Source organism: Pantoea sp. BR_17 (assembly GCF_041955125.1).
Classification (GTDB): domain Bacteria; phylum Pseudomonadota; class Gammaproteobacteria; order Enterobacterales; family Enterobacteriaceae; genus Pantoea; species Pantoea stewartii.
This window is the reverse complement of the sequence record NZ_JAVAXT010000001.1, coordinates 419,202-437,578: the sequence shown is the minus strand read 5'-3', so window position 1 is coordinate 437,578 and position 18,377 is coordinate 419,202. Positions and strand designations below refer to the sequence as shown.

The window sequence follows — 18,377 nt, the reverse complement described above, 5'->3', positions numbered from 1 at the left end:
CTGCATACAACGTCCTGGCGCAAGCAGAAGGGGAATTCTGTTACGGAAGTCCCTGATCCTGTCTGTAACGAGGAGCGGGGAATTCGCTGTCACTTTCTTTTTATTAAGTAACGCCACGAGAAGAGTGATAAATATGACCGTGTTTCGTCATCAATGGCGTATATGAAGACGCTGAGCAACATCAAAACACGCGCTGTTATTTCAAAAAGAAACCTGTTTAAGACATGATGTAATTCTTTTCGCGTCGATAACGTGCCTGATTTTGTCCGATGCTTATTACGCGATTACTCAATACCGCCTTTATTCTCATCTGTAGCAGGGAGTTATGCTGCTTCTGGTGCCACCCTGATGAACGTCATCACTGCTGGTAATATGTATGCAGGCTCGCCTCAGGGCGCGGGATTAACGCATACAGGGTATCTTATATGTACACACTCTATGGAAGCGCACGTTCGGGCGCCGCCGCGATTGAGATGGCGCTCAGTTTGGCCGGGGCGGAATACACAACGGTTGAGGCGAGTTCATGGCACAAAGACAGTGGGTTTGAAACCTTAAAGCGGTTGAATCCGCTGGTCCAGATCCCCACGCTCATCCTGCCTGACGGGGCCGTGCTGACTGAAAGTGCAGCCATCATGATTTATCTTGGTATGGCCTGTCCTGATGCCGGCATCCTTTCAACTGACGCCAACGTTCGTGCTCAGCAATTACGGGGGCTGGTGTATATAAGTGCAAACTGTTATGCCGCCATCGGCATCATTGATTACCCGGAAAGATGGCTGGATATGGGCTCGCCGGATCAGCGTAAGCAGCTGGCCGAGGGGGCGGTCAAAAAACTCTATGACCAGTGGGACATGTTCAGCGATCTCTTTTTTGACACGCGCGCATGGCAGCCTGCTAACCCCGGCGCGCTTGAAATGCTGGCCTGTGTCGTGAGCCGCTGGAGCAATACGCGTGCGCATCTCAGCCGCACCAGACCCGCTTTCTGTGCTTCGCTGGAAGAGGCAGAAACACATCCTGTCATCAAGGCTGTTGTGCGCCGTCACTGGGGAACCTGACCGCGATGGAGACAGCGTTTTCTCCGCCTTTTCAGGTCTGATAACGCGCCGCTCATCGTACTAACTGAATACTGTCATAGACGAAGCCTGGGCTCAGAAATCCTGTGCCTTTTTGCCCCGAGGCCACATTAATATCCAGTGTGTTAATTCCTGCCTGCAGGGCGGAAGCCGGCAGGACAAAAGTAAAAAGCGCATTATTGCCCCGGAAAGTGCCGCGGGTGATCCCCCGACTCGCAGGCTGGCCAGAAGCCGGCGGAATCGGCGCGGTCCAGCGTTGATTGACGCTGACCTGAGGGCGTCCTCCAGACTGCGCCAGAGTAATAAAAATCCGTAAAGTTAAATCATGCACATCGTGACGGGACAGCATGAAACGGATGCGGGTTGGCGAGTTAATATCCCGCCACTGCGCGGCAGGAAAGTCGCTTTCTGATGCGGTTCCCACAAGGTAATCAGCGGCTGTCCAGGGCGACATACGCCGATCGGACGGGTGAGCGGACATCAGCAAACGGGCGTTACGAAACCCCGACGGAGTCCCATCCGGTGAACCCGTCTGCCAAATAACCTGACCCGGTAAGGTCTGTGCGGCTAATGCAATCTGAGTTTGTCTGCCGGCCTGGATTTCTGCTGTACGTTGCGCGACTTCCCGTTCCTTATCGTACAGCGTTATCTGATAGTGCCCCTGACGCACGCCCGTCAGTGTAAAACGCCCCTGACTGTCCACGCGCGTCCAGTATTCGGCGCTGGCGTTTCGCAGGCCGACAACGGCGGCAGGACGATCGCTCATTCCTGTCACCATACCTGACAGCGTGCCGCGTTTAGTCTGATCGACAAACCCTTTCAGCCCCAGTGACGCATGAATAAATCCCACATCGATTAACGTGGCGGAGGGCTTCTCTCCGGTCGTAAACAACAGCCCATAGATACCATGCAACCCCGGTCGAAACGGTTCTGTCTGGGTATGACTGGAATACATATAGTTGTACAGCTCGTGTGTCATCTGCGTTTTTTGCGTTGCGATGTCTTTAAAGAACGGGCCACCCGAACTGAGCTCATGATTGCCCGTCAGCATAAAGACCGCTACGCCCGGGCCGTGGACGCCGTGCAGATCGTCATCAATCATGGGACGGGCGGAGTAAAACTTGGAACTGGTCCGTCCGTCAGGCAACAAAAAGACGTCGTTGCCTTCAATCGCTTTTCCGACGTTTGAATCGTTGCCCCAGTCGGCCTTTGGGAATTTTTTGACATCCAGACGCGTCACGAAACGCAGTTCCCCGACCGGCAGAAGCGCGGGCGCGTAGGTCGCCATATACAGGGCGTTACGGCCTTTTTTGGCGAGGTAGTAGTGGATAAGTTCCCCCGCCTGCGCACTGATGACAATGACATCGCCTGCCGTTTTCACTGCAACCTGCGCGTGCCCCAGTCCGGAGGCGACTTGTGAGGCCTTGTGCTCTGGTGATGCCAGCTCACTGCCATGAAACCGCATTGATGTAAGATCACCGTTGCGGTCATCGATGCTAAACACCAGATCGGCACCGGTATCCACCACCAGAGTGTTGCCGGAGTGTGTCACGCCGAAGGCACTGGCAACGCCCAGCCTGCTGAACAGACAGAAGACAAAAATGCGCAACAATAAACGTGCCATCGGGGAAACCCTCACATTAAAAACTTACCGCACCGGACTGTGAATATGGCCCACGCCAGCTTCACGGGGCACCTGGACGCTGGCCACCTCTGCGGAAACAGGCGAGACGAGCCAGGCGCGATCGTATCTGAAAGCCTCCAGGACCGAGATATCTTGTGGGCGATAGTCGGTGCCGCTCTGGGTTTGCAGATTACTGACACAGTGCCTGCCCAGATTTTTCAGACAGGCGTTTTCCCCAGCGGCGGCGTTCGTATCAAAAAGCGCGAAGGCATTACCGGGCTGCCTGATGTCGTTAAACAGCGGATGAGCCACATTCTCAAAGGCGTTACCTTCCACCAGCAGACGCGAAGAGGGTGTTCTGGACATTATCGCGCCCTGATACGTCAGATTGACAAAGACATTGTTAACCAGCTGCGCCAGGACACTGGCATTGCCCATCCCACCGGCATGCGGGGCACGCCCGGAGGTATCATGAACATAATTGCGCGCGACCGTTAATGTGTCATGGTGTCCCAGAAACAGCCAGACCCAGTAATGGTGACCGTCGCAGGTTGCGGAATAGGGTGTTCTGCCGTCAAATTCGTTATCGGAAAGCGTGACATGGGACGCGGAGCCCCAGCCCGTGACAATCATCTGTCGGCCAATGCGGGCGAAAGTATTGTGATCAATCCACACACCCTCCGCATTATCAATGGTAAGGGCATCCCCTCCCCAGACCAGCTGCGGATTGATATCTGACAGTGTCAGATTGCGGATAATCACGTTGTGAACGCCGCCACCGACGTAAAGCCCGATGCCCTGAATCCCCGCATGTGCCCCTACACCAATCAGCGTCTTATTTGATCCCACCTTAAGACGGTCTAAACCGGCATTATCATAGGTCACCCAAACCGGCGCTTTGCCCTGACAAAACTGGTTGGCACCGTTGCGCGCCCATTGGCCACCGCCTCCTGGGCAGGCATTTGCCATGCAACCCCTTTCCGTGGTCGTGGCTTTGCCGTTGACCATGACCGTTCCACGAAAATCGACGGTATGATCCAGAGCGATGATCCGGGGACGATCATCCGTACAGTTTCCGTGTCGGTCATAGGTGGCGCACAACGCCTTCACCAGATCATCAGTGCGGATGGGATGAACAACCGCGCCACCGCTACCGCCCGTCACGCCTTTGGCAAAGCCGTCCGGCAGATCGGCAGCGCGCGATAACGCGGACGTCAGGCAAAGAACCGCAAGGAGGAACATCGTGAACAATCCGTAAAAAGGGCGGAGAACAGCCTGTCTACAGAGCGTGTGAACTGAAAACCTGAAGCGACAGTGGGGGTTTTTCATTCCTGTCCTCTCAACGACGCCGTGTTGCGCTGACATACCGGGCCCGCATCGATATCGAGCGGGGGAAGAGCCTGTCGAACCCACCAGGCCACTCGCATCGTACAGGAAAGTCGAAATGAACGTACAGCCGTGACCCGCAGGTGCGTCACAGGACGATCATGGGCATACAGGCAACGTAAACATGTCCCTGCGCATCAGACCTCGCGCTCAGGGCTGATCGCGTCAGCCGAAAACTGCGCCGTTACCGCGCTGTTCCGCTGCCTGCCAGAAGTGGATGCAAATACAACAGTTTCTACTGTAAATAAGGACGCCATCCTGCCGATGTAAGGTTAAACCTGTCGCAACAACTGGAGCGAACATAAAGACATATGCGTCATATAATTTATACTTCGCGTAGTGTGAAAAGTGCCATTTGTCATGTCTGCCTCAGGCTTTTACTCACCGAATCTGAACCATGTTGAACGTGCTGTTTATGTCCCCGGCCCAACTTTGTTTTCATCACCTGTCACAGTAATAGGTCATTCTCTGATCATTTTTATTAAATGATATTTTTCTCCCGCCGATAAATCGTCTGAATGTTTGAGTTAGTACTGATATTCATCAGTCATCAGAATCCCTTTATGGCAGGAAATAACATGACCATTACACAGCGTTTACTCTTTACCTTTTCACTCCTTTCTGCTGCCCTGGTGACAATGGTTATCGTTGCAGTGCTGGTGGCGGGCGGCTTTCAGTCCCGCTTTAACTATGTTCAGGAAAATACGGTTCCGTCCATTCTGGACATCGGGAAAATGGTCGACAGCAGTAATGCGCTTGTCATCTCACTTTACCGCCACCAGAGTGCGACAGATCCGCGCCGTCAGGCTGTGCTGGAAAAGGAAATCGAGGGGGCGATTAGCCAGATTAAGTCGCTCAACCAGTATTATCTGAAGAATGATATTTCAAGCGATGAGGACCGTCAGTTAACGGAAAGTTCGTTTGCCGCTATCAAAAAAGTTGAGGACACTTTACCGGCTTTTCTGGCCGCCTCTCGTGCACAAAATGATGCGGCTTCACTCGGCTCCCTTCAGGGTAACGACGGCATTGGTGCCGCTGCGCGTCAGCTTAATGCCGGTTTTCAGAAACAGCTGAAACTCAACGTAGACATTGGTAATGCGCTGCGCAAAGAAAATGATCACACTTATAACGTAACAGTGTGGAGCCTCATCGGCGGTTCTGCCATGGCTATTATCATTCTTGCATTCTTCGCCCTCAGAACCATTTTGGGCATCAAACGTCAGCTGAACGGCATGCGTCATGTAATGGAAACCGCCAGTGAACGCCTTGACCTGACGCTGCGTGCAGATGTGAGTCGCCGGGATGAAATTGGCCTGACCGCCAGCGCCTTTAACCATCTGATTGAGAATGTGTCAGACTCACTTTCTAAGGTTGAAGCGTCGGCTCAGTCTGTCAGTTCAGCATCGGCGCAGATTTCGGCCGGCAACGAAGATCTGTCTTCGCGCACGGAGGAGCAGGCCGCGTCGCTTGAGCAGACAGCAGCAAGCATGTCTGAACTCAGTGAAACCGTTCGTCAGACCGCAGAAAACACACGGCTTGCCAGCCAGCTGGCCAAAAATGCACAGGACATTTCAGAAGACAGCGCAGGTCGTGTCCGTACACTGCTGTCAACGATGGGCGATATCAAAGACAGTTCCGCAAAAATTACTGACATCATTGCGCTGATTGAAGGTATTGCCTTCCAGACCAATATTCTTGCCCTCAACGCCGCTGTCGAAGCGGCTCGGGCAGGGGAGCAGGGGCGTGGATTTGCCGTGGTGGCAGGTGAAGTGCGTAATCTTGCACAGCGGTCATCCTCTTCAGCCCGTGAAATTAAAGAGCTGATCGAATCGTCTATAAGTTTTGTCCAGGCAGGCTCCGAACAGGCTGAGGGCGTTGGCAGTAATATGTCACGCATGAATGATGCCGTCAGGCAGGTTACCGATCTTGTGGATGAAATCTCTGTGGCCGCCAGTGAGCAGTCACAGGGGATCAGCCAGGTGCATCAGGCCGTTAACCAGATGGATGATGTCACTCAGCAGAACGCCGCGCTGGTTGAAGAAGCCTCGGCCGCCTCAAATTCGCTGATGGAGCAGGCCACATCACTGAATCAGTTGGTCAATAACTTTACCCTTAAACCGGTTTCACACGTCCCTACGGTGGTCCGCAGCAAGGAGGTACCTTCTTCACACGCGCCATCGTCTTTTCGTTCAGGTCCTGCCGTTGCAGCAGCAGATGAAAACAACTGGCAGAGTTTCTGATCTTTACGTTAACAGCGTTTCATTTAATTAAGGGCTGACACCGGCCCTTTTACTTTTTTATGCAGGAAACTTTTTCAGCATAAAAGCCTGAATCTGCTTATTAGTGCGTTTTATCAGAAGCACCGTCTGCTTTGAGCCAGAAGCCGATGCTTAATGCGGGCCTGCATATTTAAATTCTGAATCGTGCAGGAGTGGTGCCAAATACCCTGCGAAACATGGCGATAAAGGCACTCACATTGTCATATCCAAGTTCCAGTGCAACTGTCGTCACTTGCTTGCCTGCGGCAAGAAGCTCAAGAGCTTTGAGTAACCGTATGCGCTGTCGCCATTCATTAAAGCTAAAACCGGTTTCGGATCTGAAACGCCGTGTCAGTGTGCGTGACGATACTCCCGCCCAGAATGCCCATTCTTCAAGTGTGCGACCGTCATCTGGACTCTCAGACAGCACCTGAGCAACTTTTAAGAGCCGTATATCCTGCGGCATTGGCAACCCAAGATTAACGCTGGGAAGCGAACCGATTTCATCAAGGATAACGTCAGATAAACGTTTTTGAGGCGCATTAAGCTCTGCAACCTTCCAGGAGGCTGCTCGTGTTATCGCTTCGCGTAGCAGATTTGTAACTGAGAGCACAGCAGGCTTATCAGATAATGCGCCACATGCCGCAGCAGATATATAAACACTCCATCCTGAATATGGGCCGTGCGAGCGCAGACCATGCGGAATATTTGGAGGTATCCACACGGCATGCGTTGCCGGTACGACCCAGCGACACTCTTCCGCATCGATCGTAAGCAGCCCATGCTCAGCGCCGAGTAACTGTCCACGAATGTGATGGTGACGTGGTGTTTCCCTTATTGCATCCGACTGGCGGGCCGCGACAATCAAAGTGGGTCCATCAGAAGAAAAAGCCCGGGAGAATGGAATTAACGGGTCGGTCATATTGGCTTATTTGAGGTATTTATTGTCTTTTATACCGTACCGAAGCCATCAGGTCGATTGTAGAGTACTGATAACTTATGATGAGGACTGACCATGAAAATGATTTCTATTGCTAACGTATTGGATGAGATTATTAACCAACAGGAAATCCCCCTGGAAGAGATACTTAATCGCCACTTTAGTCCCGGTTATCGGCAGCGCACTGATAATGAGTGGGGAAGTTTAGATAGCTTTGCTCATCATGCTCGTAAACTTCGCGAAATAATTTCTTTCGGCAAAATTGATGTGCATGACGAACTTCGTGAAGGCAATCTCTATGCTACCAGACATCGCGTATTGTGTACTAAGCGCAATGGGGAAGAGGTTGAGATGGAAGTTTATATGTTTGCTGAAACAGATGATTCAGGGCTATTTGTTCGTATTGAAGAAGCCACACTTATGCTTAAAGGTCTGGAAAGTGACCGGGACCTGGGTAGCACCAGGTAACAGGGGTTTAAATGTCCGCTTCTCGCTTATAGCGGACAAAGGAAGAGATTTTAGCGTCCGCTTTGTGCCAGAAGCGGACCTTCAGGCAACAATGTCATCGTTGCATAATGAAACAGATGATGAATAGTATTTTTTTACGTAAGTTAAATGCTGATTCCAGAGACAAATAAGGCTGTAAGCTTGGGCAGATTTAAGGGTAAACGGATACTAATTACTGGAGGCACGAGTGGCATGGGGCTGGCAGGCGCTCAGCGTATTGTCACGGAACGTGGCCATGTAGCCATAACCGGTCTTAATGAAGAAAGACTGGAGCGTGCACGCAGTCTGCTTCCTGCAGCTTCGCTTATTCTGAAAAGCGATGCTGCAAGCGAAGCTGATATACATGAGCTTGGTGAGGCTATTAACGACTGGGGTTCACTTGATGGATTATGGCTAAATGGCGGTTATGCTGAAGTAGGCTCCCCGGAATCTGTAACGGCAGATTCTTTTAATCGTATGATGAACGTTAATGTGCGAGGCCCAATGCTATAGCTGGCAGCCCTGTCCGAATCGCTCAATTCAGGCGCGTCCATTTTGGTAACTTCTTCCTCCTCTGTCTATGAAGGTGCGGCGATGACAAGTCTGTATGCAGCGACGAAAGGTGCCATTATCGCTATGGTCAAAAGCTGGGCATCAGCGCTGGCTGAACGCGGTATCCGCGCTAACACATTGGTGCCGGGTCCGATTGAAACCAACTTCAGGCACTTTATGCCAGAAGAGTCACGTCAGCAGTTTGAAGATTTTGTGGTAAGCCAGGTTCCTTTAGGCCGAGCCGGAACAGCAGAAGAGGCCGCTGCAGTTGCACTTTTCCTGCTGTCCGATGACGCATCCTATGTTACCGGCAGCCAGTATGCTGTAGATGGTGGGCTGGTTCATTACTGAAGTTTTTTGAGGAGAGTAAATTCATATGCGCATTCCGGATTATCCTTCACAAGATTCCGATAAATGGGCTCAGGTAGATGCCTGGTTTTCTGAAAAGCTAGCCCCTGAAGATTCAGATTTAAAATACGCTCTCGCTAATAACTCAGCTCAAGGTTTGCCGACACATGACGTATCATCTTTGCAGGGAAAAATGCTGGCTATTTTCATGCAAATGTCACGTGCCGTTCGTGTTCTTGAAATAGGCACACTTGGGGGGTATAGCACCCTATGGATGGCCAAAGCTCTTCCACCCCATGGAAGCATAACGACAATTGAATTCAACGACCATCATGCAGAAGTGGCCAGTCAGAACATCAATAAAGCGGGGCTGGCTGAGCGCGTCACGTTGCACAGGGGAGCTGCGCTTGAGGTCTTACCCACGCTTGATGCGCCTTTTGACCTGATTTTTATCGATGCCGATAAAGTGAATAACCCCCACTACCTTGAATGGGCTATCAGATTGTCGAAACCAGGCACTGTTATCGTAGCAGATAACACCGTGCGCGGTGGCAATGTCATCGAATCTGGTAGTGAAGATCCGAACGTTACAGGCCTGCGAAAATTTGTAAAAATGATTTCTGAGGATGAGCGCCTTGAAGCGACGGCAGTTCAGACTGTTGGTGAAAAGGGATGGGATGGTTTCGTTCTAGCTATCGTTAAAACCCAATGATGCTATTTATCATTCAGGAAAACGCACTTATCTCCAGTGTTTATTCACAATTTCTGAATGATAAACACAAAACATTCAATTCCTCACAAAGCGAACATTGTTTATTGCACATGTCCGCTTTGTGCCAGAAGCGGGCCTTGCTGAAATGATGTCGGATTCATTAACGGCGAGCGCGCCAATGCCGCAATAAGCCGCAGCATACCGCCTGCCGGACACCGATACAAATAAACGGGAATTTGAGCACAGCCATTCTGGCTAAAGAAAAACCGGGTCGTCGCCCGGTTCGTTTCTCGTACAGCTTTTCTCTGATCTTAGTGAAACTGAACGCCATGCCTCATACCTGTGTCATGCCACCATCCACACAGATTTCTGCTCCGGCTATATAGCTGCTTTCATCACTTGCAAGGAACAGGACGGCACTGGCAATTTCTTCAGGTTTGCCCATTCTTGATAAGGGAATGGTGCTGATTATCTCATTTCGTAGCTCTTCAGAGGCTGCACGCATCATCTCCGTATCGACAGGGCCGGGGGCGACAACATTAACGCGGATGCCACGGGCGGAGAGTTCACGTGTCCATGTGCGGGCAAAAGAACGAAGTGCCGCTTTACTGGCACCATATACGCCATATCCCGGCGTGCCAATCACATCGGCAACCGAACCTATCAAAACGACGCTCGCTCCCTCCTTCATCAGAGGAAGGGCTGCCTGCAGAGCAAAAAGCGGTGAGCGCACATTCAGGCCAAAAACAGCATCAAAATGTGTCGGCGTGATGTCATCAATCGTCGCGTATTCGGCCATGCCGGCGTTGATGACCAGCACATCTATCTGGCGGGATTCTGTCTTGATTAAATCGACTATTCGCGTCAGTTCACTTATCTGGCTGACGTCAGCACGGACTGGCCTGGCAGTGCCCTTTATGGTCTGACTGGCTGCTTCTAACTCCTCATTACGGCGTGAGGTCAGCCAGGTTGTGGCACCTTCACTGGCAAATCGCTGGCTGATAGCCAGACCAATGCCTTTTGCACCGCCGAGTATCAGGGCAACTTTATTCTCTAATCTACTCATCTGCTCTCTCCTGTCAGGGTGGAAAACAGATGATATAATTTGTAAACTTAATAACAATTACGCACTTTATTTATATCAGGTATCGGGGAATATATCGCCATGTCTCAAACTGATTGTAATGACCTGAAAGAAATAGGGAAAACGCGGCCGGTTCTGGAGAACATAACCAATAAATGGTCAATTTTAATTCTCACTGTGCTTTGTAATGAACCTGTGCGCTTCAACGAACTCCGTCGCCGGCTGGAGGGTATTACGCACAAAGCATTGTCTGATGCGCTGAAGCGGCTTGAGCGCAATGGATTGGTGCTCCGAAAGGTGCTGCCTACTTCACCAGTGAGCGTGCAGTACAGCCTTACACCGCTGGCACAGACGCTTCAGGAGCCATTCAGTGCGCTGTATGGATGGGCGCTAAAACATGGAGCGGAAATGGAACGGGCTCAGTTGATGTATGATACCAGACAGGCGGAAGAGATTTGCTGAAGAGTCGTAATGTTGAATCCTGTTGCGATGCGCGCTCAGTTTTACAGGCCAGCATCGAAAACATGTTGATTACTGAAGCCCCACGTTTCCTGAAAATGCTTTATGTGAATGTCCGCTTTGTATCAGAAGCGGACATTTACGTATGAGGTAAGCACTCTGTCAGCATGAGTTTTCCAGATTCATTTTCATCCTTGCATAAGATGTGATGTATGGTTTGAACCGGGTAAGCTGATTTTCGACTGAATGTGATTTTGCTAACATGAAACGCCATTGCGTTTGTGAGAGGTAACAGTGATTCACTTAAGACAGGCTCAGCGCAGTGATGCCGACGCAATAGCACATCTGCACACCGCCGGATGGAGAGATACCTACACGAAAGTGATGTCTGCGGATTTCCTTGAAAATCAGGCGCAGGAAGATCGTCTTTCACACTGGCGCTCAGCTCTGAATCAGAGCAATGAAAGCGAAACAGTGTTTGTAGCTGAATACGATGGAAAGGTTGAAGGCTTCATATGTATTAAGCTCCACTATGACGCGCAGTGGGGCTGTTATATAGACAGCCTGCATGTAAGCTCTTCACTACGTGGTCACGGTGTAGGAAAACAACTTCTCTGGCGCGCAGCCGAATGGGTCAAGAGCAGGGATGATGAGTCACCGCTCTATTTGTGGGTGTTTGAAGATAACACCCAGGCAACAGCTTTTTATCAGCGCCTCGGGGGCACCATTGTGGAGAGAACATTATCCGATATGCCTTCATCAGATCATGCCCCGGTATTCAGAATCAGCTGGAAAAATGCCGGTCAGCTTCTGATATCTGCTTGCTGAAAGGTTAGCCGAAATGCTTTTTATTTGTATCAACAGCGGGCAGGGCGAAATTCCCCTTTTCGCACCTGACGGACCTTAATCTGTTTCAGAGGTTGCTTTGTGCCTGAAGCGGATGTTGTCTGGCACGATACTTTTCTGAACATGAGGCTTGAGTGATACAGGCCTCATTAAATATCCAGAACCTGACTGATAAAATAGCGGGTAAGCTCAAACACCTGATGTCGGTTTTTCTCCAGCACCATCATGTGTGTGGCTTCACCAATTTCTGCCCAGCGCTTCCAGGGGGTGCCTGTCGCTCGCAGGAACCAGTCCTGGATTGCATTCACAGGTACATCACGATCCCATTCACCATGTAAGAGCAATACGGGGACGCGGATGTCGGCGGGATCGTAGACGCCTTTATTTTTTGCCCAGTAACACCGTGTATCCTGAATCGGACCGGTGCTAACCCGGATTTTGCGCTGGGCTCTCAAAACCGGATCGGGTTCCTCATTCACTGTTTGCCGGGCCCACTGCATAAATCCGCCGGGACAAATAAGGCTGTTCTTTTTATTGTCTGGCGCGGCCTGAAGCCAGCGTGATTCCACTGCATCAATGTCAATATCGCGCCATGCGCCCATTTCGCCGCCGGGATCGAGCGCGTATTTACCGTCCTGAATCCACTGTGGCGCAATAAGCGTCAGACGCCGCACGTTAGCAGTATTCCGTGTGGTGTAAAGCGACGCCACCGTTCCTCCCCATGACATCCCGATGAGGTTCAACTGCGTCAGTCCATGATGTGCAAGAACGTAATCAACCGCACTTCCTAAGTCCCTTACTGCGGTTTCAGCACGCGCTGACGGCGGATTTTCCCGCGCAGGCAAAGAGAAAGAAGGTAGTCTCGATGCGCGGCCGTATCCACGCACATCCACTGCCCAGACATCCAGACCGGCTGCGGCAAGGTAATCAAGGAAAGATTCCCCCTCAAGCGGAGTATCAAACAGACTTCCCGATGAGAAAGTGGCACCGTGCATCAGCAGAACCGTCTGTGCCGCATCAAAGTCGGTGGTATCAGCGCGCCGCCTGTGACGCAGCCACAATGAAATGTCTCTGGTATCGGAGGGGATGGCGAAAGCTTCGCTGAACAGCGGTGGTGTGTTTGTCATGATATTCTCCTGTCAGGCGTGCTGCCAGGTTAACTGGCCGTTTGTATTGAGAACCCGTCCAGCCGAGCTGTCCGGAAAGTGAGAGGTAAAAACCAGCGCTCGGGTCTGAGCAGCAAAATTCATCATCACTGTCCGGGATTTTTTTGCCGTATCGGGAAATTCGCAGTAGCGGCTGTTCCACTCGGGGAGGAATATCTGTAGCGGGCTGTGCACGACGTCACCCCAGAACAGGGCCGTCTCACCGCCGTCTGAGAAACTGAATGCCAGGTGATCAACGCTGTGCCCCGGTGTTCTGTGAATCTGCAGCCCGGCAACGACCTCTGTCTCGGCGCTGTCCAGAAACACGGCCTGCCCTGAAGCGACGACCGGATACACACTGTCATCCATTGCACCTGTGCTTTCCGGCATGACATTAAGTGGGTTCTGATAAAAATGGTATTCATCTGCGGAGAAGTAATAGCGGGCGTTCGGAAAAGTGGTGCGCCACTGACCTTTCTTCAAAACAGTATTCCAGCCGACGTGATCGACATGAAGGTGCGTTAAAACAACCGCATCCACCTGCTCAGGCTCAACGCCTGCCGCTCGCAGCGCATGCAGCCAGTGGCTGTTCATTTCATGAAACTTTGCATTGCCAGGGCGTTTTTTGCCGTTACCCGATGCGGTGTCGAGGATGATGACCTTACCGTCTTTTTCAATCAGCCAGCTGTGTGTGCTGAGCGACACGGTCTCGTCTGTAAAATCCAGATCATGACGTTGAATGTGTTCAGCAAAACGCAAGGCTGACTGACGATCCCACTGTGGAAACAGAGACAACACGGGAATGCCGTTGCTCTGTTGCTCTGGAATCTTTGTGATTTTTGCGCCGGCGACGTGCCAGCTTAACAGCTTGCTCATGTGCTTTTCCGTTGGGGGAATGGACTGGATGGCCTTATATTCAGGGTTGTGGGCGTAATGAACAATCGGGCGCCAGGCAAACTTACATTGCAGATACAGCAACAATAAGGTGGGGCATGGATAAATTTTCTGCGATACGCAGCTTTCTACAGGTCGTTGAAACCGGAGCCTTCACCCGTGCTGCGGAAAGTCTCGGGTTACCCAAGTCAACGGTGACACGGCAGATTCAGGCCCTCGAAAATGAGCTGGGTGTAAAACTCTTACATCGTTCTTCACGACGGCTAAGCCTCACGGAACAGGGTGAGGTTTACCACAAGGGCGCGCAGGCATTACTTATCCAGGCGGAAAAACTGGACAGCAGCGTTTCGGGAGCGGCTGGAACGTGGCGTGGCCAGCTCAGGGTAGACATGCCGGGCGCGCTGGCATACTGCCTGATTATTCCGAGGTTGGGGGATTTCATGGACCGCTATCCGGATTTACAGATCATCACAAGCGTGGGCAACCGAACCAGCGATCTCATTGAAAATCAGTTTGACTGCGTGATACGCATAGGACGACTTCACGATGACTCGCTTGTTGCCCGCTCTCTGGGAGCACTGCCCATGGTGGTATGCGCCGCGCCCGCATACCTTAAAAGACAGGGTAAACCCTCCCATCCCACGCAGTTAGTGCACTTTCATCATATTCAGGTGCGTTCCCCACAGAGCGGCAGACGTTTTGAGCATCAACTGATGAAAGCCAGCGAATCGTTTCCGCTTAGCGGTCCGTTTCAGATATCCGTCAACGACGCTTACGCCGCATTCAGTGCGGCGCGCGCGGGCCTGGGTATCGTAACGACTTATGATTTTCTTGTGGCAGACGCGCTGAGAAAGGGGGACCTTATCAGGCTGTTTGATGATTGGCTGGTTGATGAACTCCCGGTTCATATTGCCTGGCCGGAGAACCGCCAACTGGCTCCCCGTATACGATTATTTGCGGACTGGGTCAGGGAACAGTTTTCAGAAACAGGTATGACAGGACGCTCCTGAGGCAATGGTTGACGCTGACTGGTAGTGTTTTGCTGCTGAGGTAACGTGTTTAGTGACTGTTGCCGCTCCTGAAAATGCTTCCTCTCAGCGAGTGATGCAAAGATCAGGCATGACTTATAAAGCAATAGAACAGTTTTACCTTGTGCCCTACGTCGTTCATGAACCTGGTATTTAGCGCGATCAGTTATAAGGCGGATGTTTACACAACGCCCCCCTGATAAAGGAGCGCGTTTCATCGACCCGTTGAACTCACAGCGCAAACCGGACCTTACGATTTAACCGGACTGGCCTGTGCAGGATTTCAGGCCGAAACATACCTCTTCAGACACAGCCATGGATTTTCCTGATCATAATGGTAAATCATCATTAGGTTTTCCCTTACAGACGTAATACTTACAGAGCCGAACGATAAAGAACTGGCTGAATCTGAACCACAGATATGAACCAGATGCAGAGCAGCGGCTAGCTGGTGAAGCCGTAAGGCAAAAGCAGGGCTCGGCTGTCATCACTCAGTCCCTCTGGTTATGATTAAGCAGACCTTAATTTTCCAGCCCCTGAGAGTCCTGTTCTTATGGAGTTTTGCGCCGGAACCCCATATCATTGATTAACAATGGTCAAGTAAAGGAAGCGCTGATGCAACTGATAAAAACTGAATACACCCTTAGATCCGGTTATCCGATTGTCAGGCGCACGCTGGAGAACAAAAAGAATTTAGTGAAACAGCCTGGTTTCGGTCCTGAGTCCTGCTGTGCAGTAGTCGAGTACCGGCTACGGGGTAATATTCGTTATGCGTTCGGAAACAGTCGGATGCAGGTAAGCGTGCCACCAGGAATCTATACTAATAACTGGGTAAGGCTGCATGGCGAAATGGCTGCACTCGTTGCTGCGATAGAACGCATTGAGCGCTTTTCCAGCGATGATGTCATACCCATCACGGCTGCCTATATTGAATTGCGACCCTGTGAGGCCAACTGCATGCAGGCACTGCATAATATCCTGCCTGAGAACGCTAACGTCTATTACTCTTTTGACCACCCCACTCAGGTTGAGGAATGGAAATTACGTGCTCACGAGCTTTGTGGTGTTTGAAACTTTTCACACATTTCCCGGCTAAAACACAGGACCGCCACTAATACACAGGGGAAAACTTAGGGTGTTTTTCTGGGGTAATGCTGCCTGCCGGGACTGGTGTATGAAACCGCACGGACTGGAATGTTAATCACGCATTCTGCTGAATAACCTACATCCACTTTTTCATTGCCTGCTGTCATGCGGCGGTCACTTTCTGCCAATGCGTCATCCTGTAAAAAACGCCGTAAAGCAGCAGAAGTATTTTGCTGCTGCACACTTTTTGTGTTTAAGATGATAGAAATCTATCATCTCGGGCTGTGTAATGAAAAAAATATCCATGTCAGCGGTTGCCAGAGCGGCGGGTGTCGGGGTGGCTACCGTTGATCGTGTTCTAAATAACAGAGCGTCAGTGAAGCAGGAAACCCGGGACCGTGTTCTGCGCGCAGCGGAAGCGCTCGGTTACCGGGAAGATCTGCGTAAGGTGATGACGCCAGAAGCCACGGCGGTTAAAAGCGCGGTGCGCACCGGGTTTATTCTGCTGCCCAGTGATTATTCGTTTTACCAGGTGCTGTCAGAGGAAATCCGCCGGTATGCAGACGGAAAACTGGCGACAGAGCCGGCGTTTGTGTGGGCTGATATACATGATGTGGAGAAAGTCGTGTCGTCTCTTGAAGCCTTGGCAAAACGCGTCGATATCATTGGAGTAGTTGCGCTCGATCATCCTCTTATACGGCACACCATTAAGCAACTATCCGCTTCAGGCGTGCAAATTTTCACTTTGTTTTCCGATCTTTCTCCCTGTGGTCAGGCGGGCTATATCGGTCTCGATAATCTGAAAGCAGGGCGCACAGCGGGATGGTTTGCTGAGCGCATGATGGAAAAAGACAGTGTTATTGGTGTGCTGCTCGGCGATCACCGTTTCAACTGCCAGGAAAGCTGTGAAATAAGCTTCCGTTCGTACCTGCGCGAGAACAGACAAGATGCGGTGGTGCTTGAGCCGTTACAGACGAGGGAAAGCATCAGTGGGGGCTATCTGGCTGCCAGCCAACTGCTCAAAAACCATCCCAGTGTGACCATGATTTATGCGCCGTGCGGTGGCATAGAGGGCGTAATCAAGGCGGTCTGTGAAAGCGCGCGACATGATATAAAAATTCTCTGCCATGGCCCGTTCATCGGCGATGAAATGGCGCTTATCGCGGGGCATGTTGATGTGATGATGCGCCACCGTATCGATGTTGTGGCTGAGACGATCGTCTCTGTTTTTATCCGCAGATATCAGGAAACCGACCGCAATCCTCTCTCTGTTACCGTTCCCTTCGATCTGGTTACCCGGGAAAATATCTGACTCTCACGACGTATCACGCAGAGGGTTGCGCTGTCTGAATTTGATGTAAATCTATCAAAAATATGAGTTAAAAAAATCATGATCTCTATCAAATAATCCACGACGGAGGGTTGCTGGTATCAAAAAACCGGCGCAATACTGCGCGCACTGAGTCAGGCATTTGTCGCCTGCATGTCAGTGCTTACCTGTGTTGCCGCATCCGGAGAAAAACCATGACCATTTCCATCGCGACTGCACCCTGTAGCTGGGGAGTGGACGACCCGAAAAACCCGTTTCTTCCCCCCTGGCAGAGCGTGCTAAAAGAGGCCGCGCTCGCGGGATACAAAAGCCTGGAGCTGGGACCATGGGGATACTTGCCTGTTGAGCCCGAAGCCCTGACGTCTGCACTTGAGGAACATCAGCTGTCTGTTATTGCCGGCACCCTTTTCGACGATTTAGTCAGTGAAGAAAACTTCCCGGCAATGATCGATCTGACCCATAAGATCTGCCACAACCTGAGCGCCGTTACCCGGCAGGCTGACGCTGTCAATGAGGGGACATCGCCACCTTATCTTGTCATCATCGACTTTGGTGATCCTGAACGTGCCGCCACAGCCGGTCAGTCAGAAAAGGCCCCGCGGCTCAATCCCAGTGACTGGCAGACGATGATAAGACATATCACCATTCTGAGTGAGATTGCCTGGAAAGTGTACGGTGTCAGGCCGGTCATTCATCCCCATGCTGGTGGCTGCATTGAGTTTGCCGATGAACTGGAAAAGCTGGTCCACGATATTCCCCATACCGTAGCCGGGCTTTGCCTGGATACCGGCCATCTGTATTACGCTGGCATGGCGCCGGTGGCTGCGCTGGAACGTTACTGGGACAGAATCGATTACCTGCACTTCAAGGATGTTAACGAGGCTGTCTGGCGCCAGGCAGTTAAAGAAGGGCTGGATTTTTTCACCGCCTGCGCCCAGGGCGTCATGTGTCCTCTTGGCAGCGGTGCCATCCACTATCCGGACGTTCATGCATTTCTGCGCCAGCGTCGTTACAAGGGCTGGATAACCATTGAACAGGAAAGAGATCCGCGTGATGCGGATACAAGCCTGCGTGATGTTACGGCCAGTCTGCATTATCTGCATTCCGTCGGTTTCTGAGGAGAATA

General features: G+C 51.4%; 16 protein-coding genes and 1 pseudogene. 11 read left to right on the top strand and 6 right to left on the bottom strand.

The annotated features are described in order from the left end of the window. The first annotated feature begins 425 nt into the window (after positions 1–425). Positions 426–1,055: a glutathione S-transferase family protein gene (locus RAC60_RS01975; RefSeq protein WP_375092493.1), complete on the top strand. Its 630-nt coding sequence runs from the start codon at positions 426–428 to the stop codon at positions 1,053–1,055. Positions 1,056–1,107: 52 nt separating this feature from the next. On the opposite strand, the gene RAC60_RS01970 is transcribed toward RAC60_RS01975, so the two are convergent. Then, complete coding sequence (locus RAC60_RS01970; RefSeq protein ID WP_375092492.1) at positions 1,108–2,697, bottom strand: rhamnogalacturonan lyase B N-terminal domain-containing protein; 1,590 nt, start codon at positions 2,695–2,697, stop codon at positions 1,108–1,110. Positions 2,698–2,721: 24 nt separating this feature from the next. Next, positions 2,722–3,939, bottom strand: coding sequence for a polysaccharide lyase family 1 protein (locus tag RAC60_RS01965; protein WP_277282130.1), 1,218 nt, complete (start codon positions 3,937–3,939; stop codon positions 2,722–2,724). A gap of 722 nt (positions 3,940–4,661) precedes the next feature. On the opposite strand from RAC60_RS01965, the gene RAC60_RS01960 reads away from it, so the two are divergent. Continuing rightward, positions 4,662–6,323, top strand: coding sequence for a methyl-accepting chemotaxis protein (locus RAC60_RS01960; protein ID WP_375092491.1), 1,662 nt, complete (start codon positions 4,662–4,664; stop codon positions 6,321–6,323). Positions 6,324–6,492: 169 nt separating this feature from the next. Here RAC60_RS01960 and RAC60_RS01955 read toward each other — a convergent pair whose 3' ends face one another. Next, positions 6,493–7,263 (bottom strand): helix-turn-helix domain-containing protein, encoded by a 771-nt coding sequence (locus RAC60_RS01955; protein ID WP_072193598.1) that lies wholly within the window; start codon positions 7,261–7,263, stop codon positions 6,493–6,495. 99 nt (positions 7,264–7,362) lie between these two features. Here RAC60_RS01955 and RAC60_RS01950 point away from each other — a divergent pair, with 99 nt between their 5' ends. The 3 genes and pseudogenes from RAC60_RS01950 to RAC60_RS01940 all read left to right on the top strand — a co-directional run bounded on the left by RAC60_RS01950 (position 7,363) and on the right by RAC60_RS01940 (position 9,379). Further along, entirely contained in the window at positions 7,363–7,749 is a 387-nt protein-coding gene (locus RAC60_RS01950; RefSeq protein ID WP_033741484.1) for a hypothetical protein, read from the top strand. Positions 7,750–7,929: 180 nt separating this feature from the next. Next, positions 7,930–8,670: pseudogene (locus tag RAC60_RS01945) on the top strand (SDR family oxidoreductase). Between the two features lie 25 nt (positions 8,671–8,695). Further along, a complete protein-coding gene (locus RAC60_RS01940) occupies positions 8,696–9,379 on the top strand; it encodes an O-methyltransferase (protein ID WP_375092490.1) in 684 nt (227 codons plus the stop codon). 334 nt (positions 9,380–9,713) lie between these two features. On the opposite strand, the gene RAC60_RS01935 is transcribed toward RAC60_RS01940, so the two are convergent. Next, entirely contained in the window at positions 9,714–10,445 is a 732-nt protein-coding gene (locus RAC60_RS01935; RefSeq protein ID WP_375092489.1) for an SDR family NAD(P)-dependent oxidoreductase, read from the bottom strand. 99 nt (positions 10,446–10,544) lie between these two features. Between RAC60_RS01935 and RAC60_RS01930 the strand changes: the two genes are divergently transcribed. Both RAC60_RS01930 and RAC60_RS01925 read left to right on the top strand, forming a co-directional pair. Then, a complete protein-coding gene (locus tag RAC60_RS01930) occupies positions 10,545–10,925 on the top strand; it encodes a winged helix-turn-helix transcriptional regulator (protein ID WP_375092488.1) in 381 nt (126 codons plus the stop codon). A gap of 291 nt (positions 10,926–11,216) precedes the next feature. Beyond that, positions 11,217–11,750, top strand: a complete 534-nt coding sequence (locus RAC60_RS01925; RefSeq protein ID WP_054633783.1) for a GNAT family N-acetyltransferase — start codon at positions 11,217–11,219, stop codon at positions 11,748–11,750. 167 nt (positions 11,751–11,917) lie between these two features. Here RAC60_RS01925 and RAC60_RS01920 read toward each other — a convergent pair whose 3' ends face one another. Together RAC60_RS01920 and RAC60_RS01915 are read right to left on the bottom strand one after the other, a co-directional pair. Next, positions 11,918–12,895, bottom strand: coding sequence for an alpha/beta hydrolase (locus RAC60_RS01920; RefSeq protein WP_054633782.1), 978 nt, complete (start codon positions 12,893–12,895; stop codon positions 11,918–11,920). Positions 12,896–12,907: 12 nt separating this feature from the next. Further along, positions 12,908–13,789, bottom strand: a complete 882-nt coding sequence (locus RAC60_RS01915) for an MBL fold metallo-hydrolase (RefSeq protein ID WP_375092487.1) — start codon at positions 13,787–13,789, stop codon at positions 12,908–12,910. A 116-nt stretch (positions 13,790–13,905) separates the two neighbouring features. On the opposite strand from RAC60_RS01915, the gene RAC60_RS01910 reads away from it, so the two are divergent. The 4 genes from RAC60_RS01910 (at position 13,906) to RAC60_RS01895 (ending at position 18,369) form a co-directional block, all read left to right on the top strand. Then, entirely contained in the window at positions 13,906–14,817 is a 912-nt protein-coding gene (locus RAC60_RS01910) for a LysR family transcriptional regulator (protein ID WP_375092486.1), read from the top strand. 633 nt (positions 14,818–15,450) lie between these two features. Beyond that, positions 15,451–15,906, top strand: coding sequence for a hypothetical protein (locus RAC60_RS01905; RefSeq protein WP_039340368.1), 456 nt, complete (start codon positions 15,451–15,453; stop codon positions 15,904–15,906). A gap of 304 nt (positions 15,907–16,210) precedes the next feature. After that, on the top strand, positions 16,211–17,233 hold the full coding sequence (locus tag RAC60_RS01900) for a LacI family DNA-binding transcriptional regulator (RefSeq protein ID WP_262959065.1): 1,023 nt from the start codon (positions 16,211–16,213) through the stop codon (positions 17,231–17,233). 212 nt (positions 17,234–17,445) lie between these two features. Next, a complete protein-coding gene (locus RAC60_RS01895; RefSeq protein ID WP_262959066.1) occupies positions 17,446–18,369 on the top strand; it encodes a sugar phosphate isomerase/epimerase in 924 nt (307 codons plus the stop codon). Positions 18,370–18,377: the final 8 nt, after the last annotated feature.